Genomic DNA, 17,916 nt, shown 5'->3' with positions numbered 1-17,916 from the left:
GTCTGCTTGGTTAATTGTTATTGATATTTATTTTCCAAACGATGGAATATTCTTCATTAGGGTTTAATGTTTGTAGCCCTATTTTATTATTAAAACTATCAGAAACTCCGGTTGTAGGTTCTATGGCTATTGTATTTAATCTAGGTGGCGTATAGGCTTGTAAAAAGTTATCTTTTACAGAAGAAGAAAAGTTTAATTGATATTTAGGAGTATTAAATTGAACCTTATCGGTATTTAAAACCCAACAATCATCTAATTGTTTGTTTTCTATATTTAAAACCACTTTAGATTTAACATCTTCAACACCTGTAGTAATATTTCTATCTCCAATAATTAGTTTTTGATTACAATCAAAATTTATAGAACTTTCAGATAAATTATCACTAATAAAATAAGGATGCCATCCTAAAGTAAAAGGAAAAATTTTAGTGTCTGTATTTTTTACATTTAGAGCTACACTTACATTATCATCATTAAAAATATAGGTTACTTGTATTGAATAAGTGTAAGGAAAACCGGCTGTTTTTTTTAGCTCTACATATTCTAAAGTTATTTTAGCAGTATTTTCTAAAGCTTCTTTTACTACTACTTTAAAGGTTTTATTAAAAACAAAACCATGAAGCGCGTTTCTTTCTTCTTTTTGATTGGTTTCTAGTTGAAAATCTTCATTATTAAAAGAGTATTTTCCATCTTTTATTCTATTTGCAAACGGAAATAGAATAGAGGAAGCATAGGTAGAATCGTATTCTAATGGATGTAAATCTTTAATAATTGCTTGTCCGTTTAAAGTTAATTCTTGCAAACTAGCTCCTAGGTCTAAGTAAATTTTACCGAAAACAGTATTTTTAGTGTTTTTAACTTCAATGCTGTTTGTTTCTGAGTTGTGATTTATAGTATACACTGTATGTTATATTGAGTTTCTAATTATTAATTTATTAGGGTTTTCTATTTTAATTTGTTCTTTATTTAAAATCATTTGAGCCAATCTTTTTCCCATTTTATTAAAATCTGTAGTAATTGTTGTAATACCTCCTTCTACAATTTCATGTAATATGGTGTCGTTAAAAGAAAGAACGCCAATGTCTTGCCCTAATACAAAGTTTTGCTTTTTCATTTTTTTGATAATTCGTAATAAACTTTTATCATCAGGAATTATAAATAATTCGCCTTTTATTAAAAGTTGTTCTGAGGTTTTTTCTACGATTTCAAATGGGATGTTTTTTTCTTCGCAGAACTTAATAAAACCTTTAATTAAAGTTTTAGGCTGATTATGATTTAAGGCAATAAAATTTAGTTTTTGGTATTTTTTTATAGATTTAGAGATTGTCTGTAAATTGGTATAGATCGTTTTTTCAAAATTTTGATAAATAGAAGAATAATCTTCTAAGTCTTCATGAATTTGATCTAAGATATAAACTTTCTCTTTTGGCAAAACATCAATAGTACTACTAGTGTTTTTAAAATTAGCAGGCATAATTACATATGCATGGTAATCACCAGCATTATCCTGAATTAGTTTTTTAAAAATAGTTTCATTAAAGTGATGAAAGAAAATATCTACCTGAATATTGGGTGTTAAGTTTTCTAAAAAAGAATTATATAAATCTTCTTTAAAAGAGTTTAACTCATCAAAAAGCAAAAATATTTTTTGTTGTACATCTATGTTTTCGCTAGATACATAATAACCTTTACCAACTACAGGTTTTATAATTCCTCTGTTTTTTAGTTCGTTAAAAGCCGTTAAAACAGTATCTCTAGAAAGTTTATTAAGTTTTTTGATTTCGTTAATAGAAGGTAGTTTATCTCCTTTTTTTAGTTGCCCGTTATTTATTGCATCCTCAATGTTGCGGATGATTTGTTTGTACTTTGGAACGCCTATTTTATTTTTAATTTCAATCATACAGTATACAAATGTACAAAATTTTACAACAAATAACTACCAGTACCTACTAGTTTGTTAAAAATACTAATTTTATTATTAATCTTAGATTAATGTTTATATATTTGAGCATTAAATAATTAATTTAAACAAAAATAACAATTATGACAGCAGGTTTTCATATGTGGGATTATGTAGTTTTTATTGCATATGCCATTTTAATCTTAGGTGTTGGTCTATGGGTTTCTAGAGATAAGAAAGGTCATCAGAAAAATGCAGAAGACTATTTTTTAGCAAGTAAATCTTTGCCTTGGTGGGCCATTGGTACCTCTTTAATTGCGGCAAACATTTCTGCAGAACAATTTATAGGAATGTCTGGTTCTGGTTTTGCGCTTGGTATTGCTATTGCTTCTTATGAGTGGATGGCAGCATTAACTTTAATAATTGTAGGTAAATATTTCTTACCTATTTTTATAGAAAAAGGATTATACACAATTCCAGAATTTGTTGAAAAAAGATTTTCTACCAACCTTAAAACAATTTTAGCTGTATTTTGGTTAGCGCTTTACATCTTTGTAAATTTAACTTCTGTATTGTATTTAGGTGGTTTAGCTATAGAAACAATAATGGGGGTTGATATGATATATGCAGTTATAGGTTTGGCCTTATTTGCTGCAGCATATTCTCTTTATGGAGGTTTGTCTGCTGTTGCTTGGACAGATGTTATACAGGTTGTGTTTTTAGTATTAGGTGGTTTAGTAACTACGTATTTAGCTTTAAATACGGTTTCTGGAGGAGAAGGTATGTTGGCTGGTTTTTCTAAAGTTTGGGAAGCTGCACCAGAAAAATTTCATATGATATTAGATGAGTCTAATGATAACTATATAAACTTACCTGGTATTTGGGTATTAGTTGGTGGTTTATGGGTTGCAAACTTATATTATTGGGGTTTTAACCAGTATATTATTCAAAGAACTTTAGCGGCTAAATCTTTAAAAGAATCTCAAAAGGGAATTTTGTTAGCAGCATTTTTAAAGTTAGTTATTCCGTTAATTGTTGTTGTACCAGGTATTGCAGCGTATGTAATGGTAAACGACCCAAGTATTATGGCTAATTTAGGGGGTGCTGGTATGTTAAATATACCATCTGCAGAACAAGCAGATAAAGCATATCCTTGGTTGTTGCAATTTTTACCTACAGGTCTTAAAGGTGTTGCCTTTGCTGCTTTGGCTGCTGCAGTTGTATCTTCTTTAGCTTCTATGTTAAACTCTACATCTACCATTTTTACAATGGATATTTACAAACAATATATAGATAAAAATGCAAATGATAAAAAGACGGTAAATGTTGGTCGTATTTCTGCGGGTGTTGCTTTATTAATTGCCGTAATTATTGCGCCAATGTTAAGTGGTTTAGATCAAGCGTTTCAATATATTCAAGAGTTTACAGGTATGGTAAGTCCGGGTATATTAGCGGTATTTATTTTAGGTCTATTCTGGAAAAAAACAACAAATAATGCAGCAATTTGGGGTGCCGTTTTATCAATTCCAATTGCATTGGCATTAAAGTTTATTCCTATTCCTGGTTTAGAACCTTGGATGCATCAAATGGGTATTACAGCTGTATTAAGTATGGTTATTATAATGGTTTTGAGTCAAATGCAAAATAAAGGTGCAGATGATTCTAAAGGAATTGAAATTACCAAAGACTTATTTAAAACAACACCATTGTTTAATATTGGGTCTATCGTTATTTGTATTTTATTGGTTGTGTTATACACTTTGTTCTGGTAGAAATTACAAATATTTAAAAACAAAAAAACGTCTAAAGAAATTTAGACGTTTTTTTGTTTTTAATTTAAAGCTACCTAACTTTTAGTAAGTGGTATAGCTTGGTAGTTATCACTTCGTTCTGCTATATCAAACAAGTGTTGTGCTTCTTTTGGAGGTACGGTAAGTTTTCTTTTTGTTAAATCTATCCAAGCTCCATATACTTTTATAATGGCAGATAGCTTGCCTGCTTCATTAAAAACCTGATGTGTAATTTTCCATCGTTCGTTTTTTTCTGATAAGCCAGAAACTTTAAAATCTACCGTAATGTTTTCTCCTAAATGAATTTCTTTTCTAAAAGAAGTTTCTTCTGTAAATAATATAGGACCAATATTGTGTTTTGTAAACTCTTCTATAGAAAAATTTTGATCTCTAAAATAGCGTACTCTTACTTCTGCAGCATAATCATTGTATGCCGTATGACGCATGTGTCTGTTTGGGTCAAAGTCAGACCACTTTGTGTGAAATGTTACTTTAAAACTCATCTTTATAGATATTTAAAAACCTGATAATATATGTGTACATTATCAGGTTTGTTATAATTAAATAGTTTGTTATTAGTGTTTTACAATCTGGTTTTTAGGGTTCATTTTTAATTCACTTAAAACATTTAAAGCTTCATAAACATAAACGTCTTTAGATAGGTTTTTATGCCATGCCAATCTTTTATCTGCTAATGCGGTGTCTTTTTTAAATAATGGAACTTCATACTCTGGAGAAGTAAACTTTAAATCAGATTTATAATCAAAAACTGCTTTAAATTTTTCAGCGTCTTTTTCATTAGCAGCATTTTCTTTTTCAAATACTTTATAATTTAAGGTATAAGAAGTGTCGTCTTGTTTCTTTTTTAACCATTTTGCATATTCGTTTATCAATTTAAACTTAGTATCTGTAGCAATTCTTTGTTTGCTATTATAAATTACATCAGAAAAATTTTGATAAGTATTTGTTTGCACATAGTCTGCTTGTTTAACCTTATCCCAAGCTAATGCACCACTTAAATCTCTTTCACCAAATTTCATATAACTATATCTGTCTGGCATTGCAATATCAGAATACACGCCTTCTATTTGAGTAGAACCACCATTAATTCTGTAGAATTTTTGGATAGTCATTTTTAAAGCACCTAAATCTTTGTCGTATTTAGTAAATTGATTAATAGGCAATACACTTTGTACTGTTCCTTTACCGTAAGTTTGATTTCCTCCCATAATTACAGCTCTTTTGTAATCTTGCATTGCAGCAGCAAAAATTTCTGATGCAGAAGCAGAAAACTCATTTACCAACACTACTACAGCTCCATCCCATTGAATTTTAGGGTCGATATCTTTTTTAATAATAGGGTTTTCTCCTCTGTATTTTACTTGTACAATAGGACCTTCATTAATAAATAAACCACTAATTTCTATAGCTGTTTTTAAAGATCCACCACCATTATTTCTTAAATCAACAATTAAACCAGTAACGCCTTCGCTTTTTAACCTTGCAATTTCTTGCTCCATATCTTTTGCAGAGTCTCTATAGTTTTGTTCGTCAAAATCTATATAGAATTTTGGTAAATCTATAATTCCGAACTTTTTACCATCTTTTTCTACAATACTAGATTTTACAAAAGTTTCCTCTAATTCTACAACATCTCTAATAATAGAAATTACTTTGGTAGAACCGTCTAATTTTTTCTTAACAGTTAATCTAACCTCTGTACCCTTTTTTCCTTTAATAAATTTAATTGCATCATCTAAACGCATGCCCACAATATCTAATGGTTCTTTGTCTGCTTGTGCAACTTCTAAAATAATATCACCAGGTTCTAAGCTTCCTTCTTTCCAAGCAGGACCTCCAGAAACCAATTCAAAAATTTCTGTATAAATTCCTTTTTTTACCAAACGAGCACCGATTCCTTCTAATTTACCAGACATATCTTGGTCAAAACGTTCTTTTATACTTGGTGCCATATACGTTGTATGCGGGTCAAAAGCACCAACTACAGTGTTTAAAAAAGTAGAAAACCAATCTTCATGTTCTAATTCTTCGATTCTAATATATAAATCATCCATGTTTTTAAGCACTTCTTCACGAGCTTCTTTTTCTAGTTCACTAAAGTTTTTAGTCTTATAATTTTTATCTTTTTCTACGCTAGCTTTTTGTTTTTCTAATTTGTCTTGTATTCTAATTAGTGTACTTAACTTTAGCTGTTTGCGCCAGTAGTCTATTAATTCATTTTCGTTTTTAGCAAACGGAACTTTTTCGTAATCAACATCAATCGTTTCGTTTTTCTTAAAGTTAAAAGGTTGTTTTAACAGATCACCATAATAAGATTTTGCATTTTTAATTTTGCTAGAAAAACGATCATATACCAAGTTATAAAAAGAAACATCTTCTTTTAATAGTTGGTTATCAATTTCATATTTAAATTTAGAAAATTCTTTAATATCCTCTTGTGTAAAATATCTTTTATTTGGGTCTAATCCGTCAATAAATTCATTAAAAACATATTCAGAAAAATCATCATTCATATCTTTTACAACAAAATGACTTCTTGTAAGAATGTTTCTTAAAATGTACACTAAAATTTTATCCTTTTCAGGATCTGAGTTGGGAGTTATGTTTGTGTTTTTAGCTTGCAAGCTAGTTACAAATAGCAAGGTTGCTAATAAAAATGTGGTAATTTTATATTTTGTCTTCATAAATTTTATGTCGTGATTCTAATTCTGTAATTACTCCTTCTGCTTTGCTAATCTACTAAAATAATGCCAAAATTATTTAGGAAGTTTTATTTCGTTCTCTTTTTATCGATTTTTATAAAATATTCAGAAATAATTTTTACAACTGTTTGATATTTTTTAATTAGAAAAACAGATTAGACTATTACAATATTACGTAAAAAAGAGAAATTCTATTCTTTACAAAATGTTAAAAAGAAAATCGTGTAAAATCAATTATATTTGCTTAAAATAATTCAAAATTTAAAGTTCAATATTTAAATTGAAAACTTCCTGTAATTTTGAATTCTTAATTTTGAACTTTAAACGAAAATGATGCAAGACAAACCTTTAATTTTAATTACAAATGATGATGGGATTACAGCTCCTGGTTTAAGAGCTTTAATTGGCATAATGAATAAAATTGGTGAAGTGGTTGTTGTTGCACCCGATAGTCCACAAAGTGGGATGGGCCATGCTATTACAGTAGATAATGTGTTAACCTGTAATCCAATAACAATTGATGAAGGCCCACAATTAGAATATACCTGTTCTGGTACACCTGCAGATTGTGTAAAAATGGCGGTAAATGAAATTTTAAATAGAAAACCAGATTTATGTGTTTCTGGGATTAATCATGGAGCAAATTCATCGATTAGTGTTATTTATTCGGGTACCATGAGTGCTGCTATAGAAGCAGGAATAGAAGGAATACCTGCAATTGGTTTTTCTTTATTAGATTTTAAATGGCATGCAGACTTTAAACAATCAGCAGATTTTATAAAAAATATTACCTTAAATGCCTTGTTAAACGGTATTCCAGAAGGGATTGTTTTAAATGTAAATATTCCAAAATTAAAAAAGGAAGAAATAAAAGGAGTTAAAATTTGTAGACAAGCAAATGGGTATTGGAGAGAGATTTTTGATAAACGAAAAAACCCAATGGGAAAAGAGTATTATTGGCTTTCTGGTGAGTTTGTAAACAAAGATAAAGGGCAAGACACCGATCTTTTTGCGTTAGAAAACGGATATATTTCTGTAGTTCCTGTTCAGTTTGATATGACAGCACATCACATGATTCAAAAACTAAACGCTTGGGAACTGTAAAAAAAGATATTTTAATAGGCATTTTAGTTTCCTTATTTGCCACCTTTGGAGGTGTCTTTTTGTATTTAGAATACATTTCTAAATATGGATTTTATGAAACCATAGATTTAATAAAAGATGGAGATTTATATGGTAAAGTATTGTCTTTAGCTGCTATTCCTAATTTGTTTGTATTTTTTATTTTTATTAAAAAGAAACAAGATAACAGGGCAAAAGGAGTTTTGTTGGCTACTATTTTAATAGCATTAACAACTTTGGTTTTAAAATTTATTTAATAGAGATAATGTCTCCTCGAGCGCAGTCGAGAGGTTTAATAAGGTCTCGACTGCGCTCGACCAGACAAGTAAAAACTTATGAAATATTATATTATTGCTGGTGAGGCTTCTGGAGATTTACATGGCTCTAATTTAATGAAAGCATTGTATAAAGAAGATACAAATGCAGACATTAGGTTTTGGGGTGGAGACTTAATGAAAAATATTGGAGGAACTTTGGTAAGTCATTATAAAGAAAGAGCCTTTATGGGTTTTTTCGAAGTGCTAATGAACCTATCTAAAGTGTTAGGTTTTATTAAATTTTGTAAAAAAGATATTACAGAATTTAAACCAGACGTTCTTATTTTTATTGATAATTCTGGGTTTAATTTACGTGTTGCCAAATGGGCAAAACAGCAAGGTTTTAGAACCAATTACTATATTTCTCCGCAAGTGTGGGCAAGTAGAGCAAGTAGAGTAAAAGACATTAAAAGAGATGTTGATAAAATGTTTGTAATACTTCCTTTTGAAAAAGAATTTTATGAAAAACATAATTATAAAGTATCATTTGTAGGGCATCCTTTAATAGACGGAATTGCAGGCAGAAAACAAGTAAGTGAAGTTGCTTTTAGAAAAGAATACAACTTAACAGACAAACCAATTATTGCTTTGTTACCCGGAAGTAGAAAGCAAGAAATTACCAAAATGTTGTCTGTAATGTTGTCTTTAATTGATGATTTTTCTGACTATCAATTTGTAGTTGCAGGTGCTCCGAGTCAAGATTTAAGTTTCTATAAACATATTATTGGCGATAAAAAAGTAAGCTTTATCAGCAATAAAACATACGATTTATTAAGTCTTTCTTACGCTGCTTTAGTGGGTTCTGGTACTGCAACTTTAGAAACCGCTTTGTTTAAAGTACCGCAAGTAGTTTGTTATAAAGGAGGTAATATTTCTTATCAGATTGCGAAAAGAATTATCACTTTAAAATTTATTTCTTTGGTCAATTTAATTATGGATAAAGAAGTAGTAAAAGAATTAATTCAGAATGATTTTAATAAAAAAAATCTAAAAGCAGAGTTAACAAAAATTTTAGATAATGACTACAGAGAAAAACTGTTTTTAGAGTATTTTGAATTAGAAAAGAAACTCGGTGGAAAAGGAGCATCAGAAAAAGTGGCCAAACAAATTGTTAGCGATTTAAAAAAGGAAGCAAACTAGCTTTAAAATGGATGAATTATAATTGTAAAAAATTTAGAGTAGTTCAGAATACCGATAATGGTGAAACATCAGGAGAAACCATTTTTAAATATCAACAAAAGGGTACTATTCTTACTTGTGAATACAAAGGCGGACAAATAGTAAAAGGTCATTTAATAGGTCTTGTTGATGCACAAGGGAATATAGAAATGCGTTACCACCAAGTAAATCTTAAAGGAGAATTAATGACAGGTATTTGTAATTCTACACCTAAAATATTGTCTAATGGAAAAATAAGGCTTTATGAAAATTGGCAGTGGACTTCTGGAGATATGTCAAGTGGGAAATCAGTTTTAGAAGAAGTTTAACTAAGTGTACACATTATACGTAAAAGAATATTTAATATGAAGAAATGGGGTTTTTTATTAGTTGTAATTTCTTTACTATTAAGTTCTTGTTCCTCTACTAAAACGGTTGTTAAAAAGACCACAAAACCAACTACAAAAGTAGATAGAATTGTATCTAATGCCTTAAAATATAAAGGGGTGCGTTATAAATTTGGAGGAACAACAAAAAAAGGAATGGATTGTTCTGGTGTTGTTCATGTTGCCTTTGATAGCGAAAATGTACAACTGCCAAGAATTTCTAGAGACATGGCTAAAAGAGGTGAAAAAATCTCTTTAAGTAAAGTTAAAAAAGGCGATTTATTATTTTTTAGAACCAGTAAAAGTAAACGAAGCATTAATCATGTTGGTTTGGTGGTTTCTCATACAAAAGGGCAAATTAAGTTTGTACATGCCACAACTTCTAGAGGTGTAATTGTTTCTAATTTATCAGAGAAATACTGGAAAAAAGCATTTGTAAAAGCAACAACCATCTTATAATTAGTAGTTAACGTTTTTTTTAGTAACTTTAGCTTGCTATGAAAAGGTTGTACAATTATATACCCTTGCACTTTGTTGTGCTTTTAATTATTGGAATTTGTTTTCAATTTTTCACTCAATTTTGGACTTTTAATTTTCTAAAAACCTCGTTATTTTTAGGGGTTTTGGCGATACTTGTTTTTCTGATAAAAAATAAAGTGATAAGAACAAGTATTGCGCTTGTTTTATTCTTTTTTGTAGGTGTTTCATCGGTTTATTTACATGATGATAGGAATTACAATTCTTTTTATGAACATCATTTAGAAGATAATGAGACTCTTGTTTTACAGATTCATAAAATTTTAAAACCTGGCAATTATTATCGAAAATATGAAGCTAATATTATTAAAGTAGATTCTCTAAGTACAATAGGAACCGTCTTGTTAAACATTCAAAAAGATAGTTGTTCTAGTTCTTTGCTTGTAGATGATCAATTACTCTTAAAACCAAGCTTAAAAGAGTTAATTCCTCCTTTAAATCCGCATCAATTTAACTACAAATCTTATTTAGCTAAACAAGGTATTCATCATCAGTTATTTGTTGCAGAAAATCAGTTTTTAAGGTTGAATTTTAAGTCTTTTACTTTATTTGGATTGTCAGCAAAGTTTAGAAATAAAATTCAAGTATCTTTAAAGAAATACCATTTTAAGGATAATGAGTTAGCGGTAATTAACGCTTTGTTGTTAGGACAACGACAAGATATTTCTAAAGAATTGATTGTAGATTATCAAAGAGCAGGCGCCATCCATATTTTGGCAGTTTCTGGGTTACACGTTGGTGTTATTTTATGGATTCTATCCTTTATTTTTAAACCTCTAGAAAGGATTAAATATGGATTGTTTTTAAAAACCGTTATCATTGTTTTATTACTTTGGATGTTTGCTTTTATTGCAGGACTTTCGGCATCAGTAGTTAGAGCCGTTACTATGTTTACTTTTTTAGCAGTTGGTTTATCCTTAAAAAGAAAAAATGTTGTAGAATTTTCATTCATATCTTCTATGCTTTTTTTACTTTTGATAAAACCCATGTTTCTGTTTGATGTTGGTTTTCAACTAAGTTACTTAGCTGTTTTTGGTATTCTTTGGGTGCAACCAAAATTGTATAAAGTTTACAATCCAAGATTTTTTATAGATGAAAAAATTTGGCAATTGTTTACCGTATCTATTGCAGCGCAAATAGGAATTTTACCCTTGAGTATTTATTATTTTCAACAATTCCCGGGGTTATTTTTAGCCTCAAATTTGGTCATCATTCCTTTTTTAAGTGCTATTTTAATCGGAGGAATTTTAGTCATTATTGCATCACTTTTACAAATTTTACCACAATTTTTAGCGGATATTTATGGAGGTATCATATCTGGAATGAATGACTTTGTAAGTTGGGTTTCTCATCAAGAAGAATTTTTGTTTAAAGAAATTTCAATTTCATTTATTGCAATGTTGTGTTGGTATGTAGTGCTATTTTTAGGCGTTTATTTTCTCATTGAAAAGTCATCAAAAAAACTCATTTACTTTTTTATTTCAATTTTATTATTACAAGGTGTTTTTCTAATTGAATCGAATCAAAATAATGTAAAAGAAGAATTAATTGTATTTCATAAAAGTCGATTTTCTATGATTGGAAAGCGGGTAGGAGCGCAACTATTTTTGCAACACGATATAGATAGTGTGAGGTTTAAAAAAGAAAATAGCATTAAATCGTATAGCGTTTCAGAAGGTATTGAGAAGGTAGAGGAAACCAATTTTAACAACTTTGTTAAGTTTTCTAATAAAGATATTTTGTTGATAGATAGTTTGGGCGTTTATAATATTTCGGGATTGCAAAGCCCAATTATTGTGATGCAATATTCGCCTAAAATAAACCTAACAAGGTTGATAAAAACAATAAAACCATCGCAAATTATTGCAGATGGTTCTAATTATAAAAGTTATGTAACACGTTGGGAAAAGTTGTGTTTAAAGAATCAAATTCCTTTTCATTATACAGGTCAAAATGGCGCGTTCATTATTGATTAAAGTTTCTATAAAGCTTTTTATTTTTCTTAAAAAAATATTTTCACCAAGAGTAAAATTTTATAGATTTCTGCCTTCGCAGGAATGACAAAATGGAAATAGTTTATAAGTATTATTACAAATTACTTTTAAACTCTTTATCAAATTCACCCCATTTCTTAGTTTCGTACAGTTTTTCAGAAAAATAGACCAATACCTTTTCCATTATTTCTGTATCTAAATACCCTGGAATTCTGTCTAATAATTCCTCTTTTTCTGATAAAAACAAAGTAGTTGGGTAAGACATTCTTCCGTTCATTAAAGTCGCTGCAAGTTGATGATAACCACGTCTTCCTTCTTTTTGAAATTTAAATGTGTGGTCATTAAAAACAATGTCCTTTTTGTATTCACCATCTAATTTAACCGCATAAAAGTTTTTATTAATATAATCGCGAATAGTTTTATTAGAATAAGTGTTTAAATCCATTTTTTTGCAATAGCCACACCAATCTGTATACACATCAATTAAAATAGGTTTAGGGTTTTCTTTGTTTAATTTAATGGCCTCTTCAAAACCTAACCATTTAATGTTTTCTTGTGCATTTGTATTTAAATAAAATAGTGAAATTGCAATAAGTAGAATAAGTTTTTTCATATGTAATCGGTCGAAATAGGGATGTCAAATTTACAAAAAAAAGTAAAGCACCGAATTTCGATGCTTTACTTAAGTCGTTATAAGAAAAGAAATTACTTTACTCCGTGCATTAGTTTATTCATGATTGGTGTTAAAGCCATTAAGATTACTCCTGCCGCAATTGGTATAATGGTAAAAATTAAAAAGAAGGTACTCATATCGTAAGCAGCCGTAATTTTATCAATCATTCCTCCCATAGAACCTGCTGTTTTGTTACCCATTCCAATAGCAATGTACCAAAGTCCAAACATTAACCCTATTTTACTTGCAGGCACTAATTTACTTACATAAGACAAGCCAACAGGAGATAAAGCCAGTTCTCCTAAAGTATGTAATAAATAAGCTAAAATTAAAAAGATCATACTAACAGAAGCGGTTTGAGCTCCTTGTGGTATGCTTGCAGAACCATATGCTAAAATACCAAACCCTAATCCTAAAAGTACCAAACCAAGGCCAAACTTAACAGTTGCAGATGGATTGTATTTGCTTTCCCATAGTTTAGAAAAAAGAGGTGCAAACGTAATGATGTAAAAAGAATTTAAAATAGAAAACCAAGATGCAGGAACTTCTGTTTCTACTTCAGAGAATTGAGATTTTAACATCCAAAGTACAATTGCCCAAATAATTACAAAACTAGTTCCTAAAAAGAGATTAGATAACGCATATTTTTTAAAAGTAATTTTAAATAATTTTAATAATACGTAGGTAATAATCATTAAAGGCACTACGGTAAGTAACGTGTTTGCTACTCTAAAAATATTTGCTGCATCGCCTTCTAGAACTCTATTGGTATAGTCCTTTGCAAAAATAGTCATAGACCCTCCGGCTTGCTCAAAAGCCGCCCAAAAGAATATTGTAAAAAAAGCTAAAACACCTACAACAATGTAACGGTCTCTTTGAACGTTAGTAGGTACTTTTTCTTGTGTATCTGTAGTTGTTTTTGTTTGAATAGCATCTTCGTATTCTACGGTTTTAGATGGAGATAAACCTACTTTACCAAAAATACCTTGTGCTAACCAAAATTGTAGAGTACCTAAGAACATAAATACACCTGCAAGACCAAAACCGAAATGCCAACCATGTGTTTCGCCAATATAACCACAAAGTAATATCCCTAAAAAGGCACCTGCATTTACTCCCATGTAATAGATGGTAAATGCACCGTCTTTTTTGTCTTGTGCATTTACATACATACCATTAATTATTGATGTCATGTTTGGTTTAAATAGCCCATTACCTGCAACTAACAATCCAATACCTATGTATAAGCTAAAAGGAGTGTCAAAAGCCATTGCTGCATGTCCAAGAGCCATAATTAATGCTCCCCAAACAACAGCTGTTCTGTAGCCAAGAAACTTGTCTGCTAACCATCCTCCAAGTATAGGAGAAAAGTACACTAACATGGTGTACGTTCCATAGAGTCCAAGAGCTTCTTCTCTAGACCAAGCCCAACCACCATCTATCAAAGCAGAAGTTAGAAAAAGTACTAGAATAGCGCGCATTCCGTAGTATGAGAAGCGCTCCCACATTTCTGTGAAAAATAAAACAAATAATCCAGATGGGTGTCCCATCAATAATTTACTGTTCATTTCTGAACCTTCAAACCTGTATTTAGCTGTATTCATAAAAAGTAATTGAAATTATAATAATATAAAACCTCATAAAAATTTAATTTATGAGGCTTTTTGTTTTTTAATTATTCTTCGGCTAATTCAAAGCCTTCAGCTTCTTTGGTGCTGAAATCTGTTTCATTATCTTCGGCGCCATGTGTAAGCGCTTTTAGTTTTCCTAAAAAGAGGTAAACTAAGAAGGCAAATACTACACAGAAAATTGCGATCCCTGTAAAAACTTTAAACTCTCCAAAAAGAGAAGAAGATTCTCCTAGTAAACCTGCGGCTTTATTTCCTAAACCTGTTGTTGCAAAATAAATTCCCATCATTATAGATGCATATTTGGCAGGTGCTAATTTGGTAACGAATGATAGTGAAACCGGAGATAAACATAATTCTCCAACTGTATGAAATAAATAAGCTAATACTAACCAATACATTGCAGAAGTTCCTGTACTATCATATTGAGCTGCGGCAGCAGACATAAATAAAAATCCGATACCAGTAATTCCTAAACCAAGAATCATTTTATATAAAGAAGAAGCTTCGGTTCCTTTTAATTTTCTTTTAGCCCAAAAAGCAGCAATTCCAACTCCTAAAGAGATAATAAAAAAAGAATTTAAAGATTGAAACCAAGTAGCTGGTACTTCCCACCCCATTAACATTCTATCTGTTTTTTCTCTAGCATAAATATTCATTAAACCACCGGCTTGTTCAAATGCTGCAAAAAAAGCAATGATCAATAGAAAAGAAATCATTAAAACAATAATTCTGTCTTTTTCAACTTTATTAAGAGGTCTTTTGTAGGCTTCTTGATCTTCTACGTTATCAGATTTACCTAAGTAATTACCTACGTGAACTAAATATTTTTGACCAGCAACAAATTGAATTAAACCTATAATCATTAGTAATCCAGCTAATCCAAAACCATAATGCCATCCATGAACTTCACCTACATAACCAACAACTAATCCAGATAAGAAAGCACCAACATTAATACCTATATAAAAAAGGGTAAATCCTTTATCTCTACGTACGTCTCCTTTTTTATAAAGTCCACCCACCATTGTAGAAATATTTGGTTTTAAGCATCCAACGCCAAGTATTATAAAAACCAATCCTGTGTAAAATGCCCACATAGCTTCATAGGCAAGCACGCAATGACCAAAAACCAAGAGTATTGCTCCTAAAATTACCGATTTTTTTTGACCTAAAAATTTATCTGCTAAAATACCACCCGGAATAGACATAATATATACGAGTGCTGTATACCATCCGTATAGAGCTAATGCATCTCCTTGAGACCATCCGAGACCATGATTTACATCTGTAGTTTTAGAGGTTAAGTAAAGAACTAAAAGGGCTCTCATCCCATAGTACGAAAAGCGTTCCCACATTTCTGTAAAAAATAAAACGTATAATCCAACGGGGTGACCAAATAATTCTTTTTGGTGCGGTAACTTAGCAGTATTGCTCATATATTTATTCTTTTTATTTGTTTTATTTGTTATTTAAATTCGCATCGATAAAGTTAGTCATTTTTGTGAACAAATTTAAACGCGTATTTCTTCCTTTATAAATTCCGTGTGTTCTGTCTGGAACAATAAACATATCAAATTGTTTATTCGCTTCAATTAAAGAATTTATCATTCTATAAGAGTTTTGTACGTGTACATTATCATCACCAGTTCCATGAACCAATAAGTAGTTTCCTTTTAATTTATCGGCATAATTAATGGGCGAATTATCATCATAACCACTTGCATTTTCTTGTGGAGTTTGCATATAACGTTCTGTGTACACAGAATCGTAAAAACGCCAAGAAGTAACCGGCGCAACGGCAATTGCTGTTGTAAAAACATCATTTCCTTTTAAAATACAATTGGTACTCATAAATCCACCAAAAGACCATCCCCAAATACCAACATTATTTTTGTCGATATAAGAACGTTCTACTAATTTTTTAGCAGCTGCAATTTGATCTTCAACTTCGTATTTACCCAATTCTTTCTGAGTAACCTTTTTAAAATCGGCACCTTTATAACCTGTTCCGCGTCCATCAATACAAACTACAATAATTCCTTTTTGTGCCAACATATTATGCCAGTAATCATTGCTCCCGTTCCAAGTATTTCCAACTTGTTGAGAACCAGGACCAGAATATTGAAACATTAAAAGTGGATATTTCTTTGTCTCATCAAAATCTAAAGGTTTTACCATCCACATATTTAAGTCGTTTCCATTAATGTTAATGGTAGAAAACTCCTTCGGACTCATTTTATATGCTGATAATCGTTCTTTTAAAGCAACATTATCTTTTATCACCTTTAACATTTTTCCTTTAGCTGTATATAAAGAATAAACAGGAGGAGTGTTTGCTGAGGAATGTGTGTTGATAAAGAAGTTTAAATTTTTACTAAATGCAGCCGTGTTTTGTCCGTTTACATTACTTAACAATTCTTTATGCTTTCCTTTTAAATTGATAGCATAAACACCTCTATTGATAGAGCCATTTTCTATAGATTGATAGTAAATGGTTTTCTTTTTTTCGTTAAAACCATAGTAATTAGTTACTTCCCAGTTCCCTTTTGTAATTTGGTTGATGAGTTTTCCGTTAAAATCATAATGATAAATATGGTTGTAACCATCCTTTTCGCTCGTCCAAATAAAACTGTTATCAGCTAAAAAAGTAAGGTTGTCTGTAATATCAATATATGCTTTGTCAGTTTCATTTAATAATAAAACTGTTGTTGCTTTTACAGGATTTACTTTGTGTAATTTTAAATTATTTTGATGACGGTTTAAAGTAGTTGCTACCAAAACATCTGCATCATTAGACCATTTAATTCTAGGGATGTATTCGTAATCGCCTAAAGAAATTTTCTTTGTACTTGCTGTTGATAATGTGTACATGTGTAACGTTACATCTGCATTTTTTTCTCCGGCTTTTGGGTATTTAAAAACTTGTTGTGTTGGGTATAATTCAGTACCAACAATATCCATAGAAAACGTAGGAACATTTGTTTCATCAAAACGTAAAAAAGCTAAGTGAGTTCCTGTCTTGTTCCATTCAAAAGCTCTTACAAAGGCAAATTCTTCTTCATAAACCCAATCTGTAATACCATTAATTACTTCATTTATTTTACCATCGTTTGTAACTTGAGTAATGTTATTTGAGGCTAGGTTTTTAATAAAAATATTGTTGTCTTTTGCATAGGCAATATTTTTATTATCCGGAGAAAAAACAGGTTCTTGAATATTTTCTTCAATTAATGTTAAACTTTTTGAAGCAATATCATACGCATAAAAAGTTCCTTTAAAAGAATGTCTATATATTTTCTTGAAGTTAGTACCTAGAATTAGTTTCGTTTCATCATTATTAAAACTGTAAGAAGAAAAGCTATTTAAGCCATTTAAATTGGCACTATTAACAATTGTTTCTACTTTTTCTAGCGTTTTGTAGCTGTATTTGTCTACAGATACCGATCTAGTTTGTCTATTATAGTCTAAAACAGCATAAAAATCGCCATTCATAGAGTTTAAAGAATTCATTCTTTCCGCAGAAAACGTTCCGTTCCAGATTTCTTCTAGCGTAATTTCTTTTAAATTTGATGTTTGTTTTGGTGTTGTTTGTGCTGTGGATATGTAACTTGTTAATAATAGAATAGTTACAAAAAAGATTCTTTTTTTCATTGTAGACCTTGAGATTTGATAAAACTTTGCCAAG

Annotated in this window: 15 protein-coding genes; 7 read left to right on the top strand and 8 right to left on the bottom strand. The window is 30.3% G+C overall.

Annotation, left to right across the window (positions count from 1 at the left end):
• Nucleotides 1–10 precede the first annotated feature (10 nt).
• Together WG951_RS08515 and WG951_RS08510 are read right to left on the bottom strand one after the other, a co-directional pair.
• Nucleotides 11–901, bottom strand: coding sequence for an aldose 1-epimerase (locus tag WG951_RS08515; RefSeq protein ID WP_105050203.1), 891 nt, complete (start codon nt 899–901; stop codon nt 11–13).
• A 6-nt stretch (nt 902–907) separates the two neighbouring features.
• A complete protein-coding gene (locus WG951_RS08510; RefSeq protein WP_105050204.1) occupies nt 908–1,900 on the bottom strand; it encodes a GntR family transcriptional regulator in 993 nt (330 codons plus the stop codon).
• Between the two features lie 143 nt (nt 1,901–2,043).
• Here WG951_RS08510 and WG951_RS08505 point away from each other — a divergent pair, with 143 nt between their 5' ends.
• On the top strand, nt 2,044–3,672 hold the full coding sequence (locus WG951_RS08505) for a sodium/sugar symporter (RefSeq protein ID WP_105050205.1): 1,629 nt from the start codon (nt 2,044–2,046) through the stop codon (nt 3,670–3,672).
• Nucleotides 3,673–3,746: 74 nt separating this feature from the next.
• Here the strand turns inward: WG951_RS08505 and WG951_RS08500 are convergent, their stop codons facing one another.
• Together WG951_RS08500 and WG951_RS08495 are read right to left on the bottom strand one after the other, a co-directional pair.
• Entirely contained in the window at nt 3,747–4,193 is a 447-nt protein-coding gene (locus WG951_RS08500) for an acyl-CoA thioesterase (protein WP_105050206.1), read from the bottom strand.
• Between the two features lie 72 nt (nt 4,194–4,265).
• A complete protein-coding gene (locus WG951_RS08495; RefSeq protein ID WP_105050207.1) occupies nt 4,266–6,395 on the bottom strand; it encodes a carboxy terminal-processing peptidase in 2,130 nt (709 codons plus the stop codon).
• A gap of 351 nt (nt 6,396–6,746) precedes the next feature.
• On the opposite strand from WG951_RS08495, the gene surE reads away from it, so the two are divergent.
• From surE to WG951_RS08465, 6 genes are all read left to right on the top strand, one after another.
• Nucleotides 6,747–7,517: a 5'/3'-nucleotidase SurE gene (gene surE / locus WG951_RS08490; RefSeq protein ID WP_105050633.1), complete on the top strand. Its 771-nt coding sequence runs from the start codon at nt 6,747–6,749 to the stop codon at nt 7,515–7,517.
• Nucleotides 7,505–7,792 carry a hypothetical protein gene (locus WG951_RS08485; RefSeq protein ID WP_105050208.1) on the top strand — a complete coding sequence of 96 codons (288 nt, stop codon included), beginning with the start codon at nt 7,505–7,507 and terminating at the stop codon, nt 7,790–7,792. Before surE ends, WG951_RS08485 begins: the two co-directional genes overlap by 13 nt.
• 78 nt (nt 7,793–7,870) lie before the next feature.
• Entirely contained in the window at nt 7,871–8,992 is a 1,122-nt protein-coding gene (lpxB, locus tag WG951_RS08480; RefSeq protein WP_105050209.1) for a lipid-A-disaccharide synthase, read from the top strand.
• Between the two features lie 11 nt (nt 8,993–9,003).
• Nucleotides 9,004–9,339 carry a n-acetylglutamate synthase gene (locus WG951_RS08475; RefSeq protein ID WP_105050210.1) on the top strand — a complete coding sequence of 112 codons (336 nt, stop codon included), beginning with the start codon at nt 9,004–9,006 and terminating at the stop codon, nt 9,337–9,339.
• Nucleotides 9,340–9,375: 36 nt separating this feature from the next.
• A complete protein-coding gene (locus WG951_RS08470) occupies nt 9,376–9,855 on the top strand; it encodes a C40 family peptidase (RefSeq protein ID WP_105050211.1) in 480 nt (159 codons plus the stop codon).
• Nucleotides 9,856–9,893: 38 nt separating this feature from the next.
• Complete coding sequence (locus WG951_RS08465) at nt 9,894–11,909, top strand: ComEC/Rec2 family competence protein (RefSeq protein ID WP_105050212.1); 2,016 nt, start codon at nt 9,894–9,896, stop codon at nt 11,907–11,909.
• Between the two features lie 112 nt (nt 11,910–12,021).
• On the opposite strand, the gene WG951_RS08460 is transcribed toward WG951_RS08465, so the two are convergent.
• The 4 genes from WG951_RS08460 to WG951_RS08445 all read right to left on the bottom strand — a co-directional run bounded on the left by WG951_RS08460 (nt 12,022) and on the right by WG951_RS08445 (nt 17,882).
• Nucleotides 12,022–12,540 carry a thioredoxin family protein gene (locus tag WG951_RS08460; protein WP_105050213.1) on the bottom strand — a complete coding sequence of 173 codons (519 nt, stop codon included), beginning with the start codon at nt 12,538–12,540 and terminating at the stop codon, nt 12,022–12,024.
• Between the two features lie 92 nt (nt 12,541–12,632).
• Nucleotides 12,633–14,204: a peptide MFS transporter gene (locus tag WG951_RS08455; protein WP_105050214.1), complete on the bottom strand. Its 1,572-nt coding sequence runs from the start codon at nt 14,202–14,204 to the stop codon at nt 12,633–12,635.
• A 71-nt stretch (nt 14,205–14,275) separates the two neighbouring features.
• Complete coding sequence (locus WG951_RS08450) at nt 14,276–15,667, bottom strand: peptide MFS transporter (protein WP_105050215.1); 1,392 nt, start codon at nt 15,665–15,667, stop codon at nt 14,276–14,278.
• A 22-nt stretch (nt 15,668–15,689) separates the two neighbouring features.
• Complete coding sequence (locus WG951_RS08445) at nt 15,690–17,882, bottom strand: S9 family peptidase (protein ID WP_105050634.1); 2,193 nt, start codon at nt 17,880–17,882, stop codon at nt 15,690–15,692.
• Nucleotides 17,883–17,916: the final 34 nt, after the last annotated feature.

The organism is Polaribacter butkevichii (genome assembly GCF_038024105.1).
GTDB classification, from domain to species: domain Bacteria; phylum Bacteroidota; class Bacteroidia; order Flavobacteriales; family Flavobacteriaceae; genus Polaribacter; species Polaribacter butkevichii.
Note: the sequence above shows the minus strand (reverse complement) of the source record. Positions and strands in the feature narration are given on the sequence as shown.

Bases quoted from the DNA above. Each gene is read 5' to 3' on its own strand.
- WG951_RS08500 (WP_105050206.1), bottom strand. From the start codon at position 4,193: ATGAGTTTTAAAGTAACATTTCACACAAAGTGGTCTGACTTTGACCCA.
- WG951_RS08505 (WP_105050205.1), top strand. From the start codon at position 2,044: ATGACAGCAGGTTTTCATATGTGGGATTATGTAGTTTTTATTGCATAT.
- WG951_RS08465 (WP_105050212.1), top strand. From the start codon at position 9,894: ATGAAAAGGTTGTACAATTATATACCCTTGCACTTTGTTGTGCTTTTA.
- WG951_RS08455 (WP_105050214.1), bottom strand. From the start codon at position 14,204: ATGAATACAGCTAAATACAGGTTTGAAGGTTCAGAAATGAACAGTAAA.
- lpxB (WP_105050209.1), top strand. From the start codon at position 7,871: ATGAAATATTATATTATTGCTGGTGAGGCTTCTGGAGATTTACATGGC.
- WG951_RS08470 (WP_105050211.1), top strand. From the start codon at position 9,376: ATGAAGAAATGGGGTTTTTTATTAGTTGTAATTTCTTTACTATTAAGT.
- WG951_RS08475 (WP_105050210.1), top strand. From the start codon at position 9,004: ATGAATTATAATTGTAAAAAATTTAGAGTAGTTCAGAATACCGATAAT.
- surE (WP_105050633.1), top strand. From the start codon at position 6,747: ATGCAAGACAAACCTTTAATTTTAATTACAAATGATGATGGGATTACA.
- WG951_RS08510 (WP_105050204.1), bottom strand. From the start codon at position 1,900: ATGATTGAAATTAAAAATAAAATAGGCGTTCCAAAGTACAAACAAATC.
- WG951_RS08460 (WP_105050213.1), bottom strand. From the start codon at position 12,540: ATGAAAAAACTTATTCTACTTATTGCAATTTCACTATTTTATTTAAAT.
- WG951_RS08495 (WP_105050207.1), bottom strand. From the start codon at position 6,395: ATGAAGACAAAATATAAAATTACCACATTTTTATTAGCAACCTTGCTA.
- WG951_RS08450 (WP_105050215.1), bottom strand. From the start codon at position 15,667: ATGAGCAATACTGCTAAGTTACCGCACCAAAAAGAATTATTTGGTCAC.
- WG951_RS08445 (WP_105050634.1), bottom strand. From the start codon at position 17,882: ATGAAAAAAAGAATCTTTTTTGTAACTATTCTATTATTAACAAGTTAC.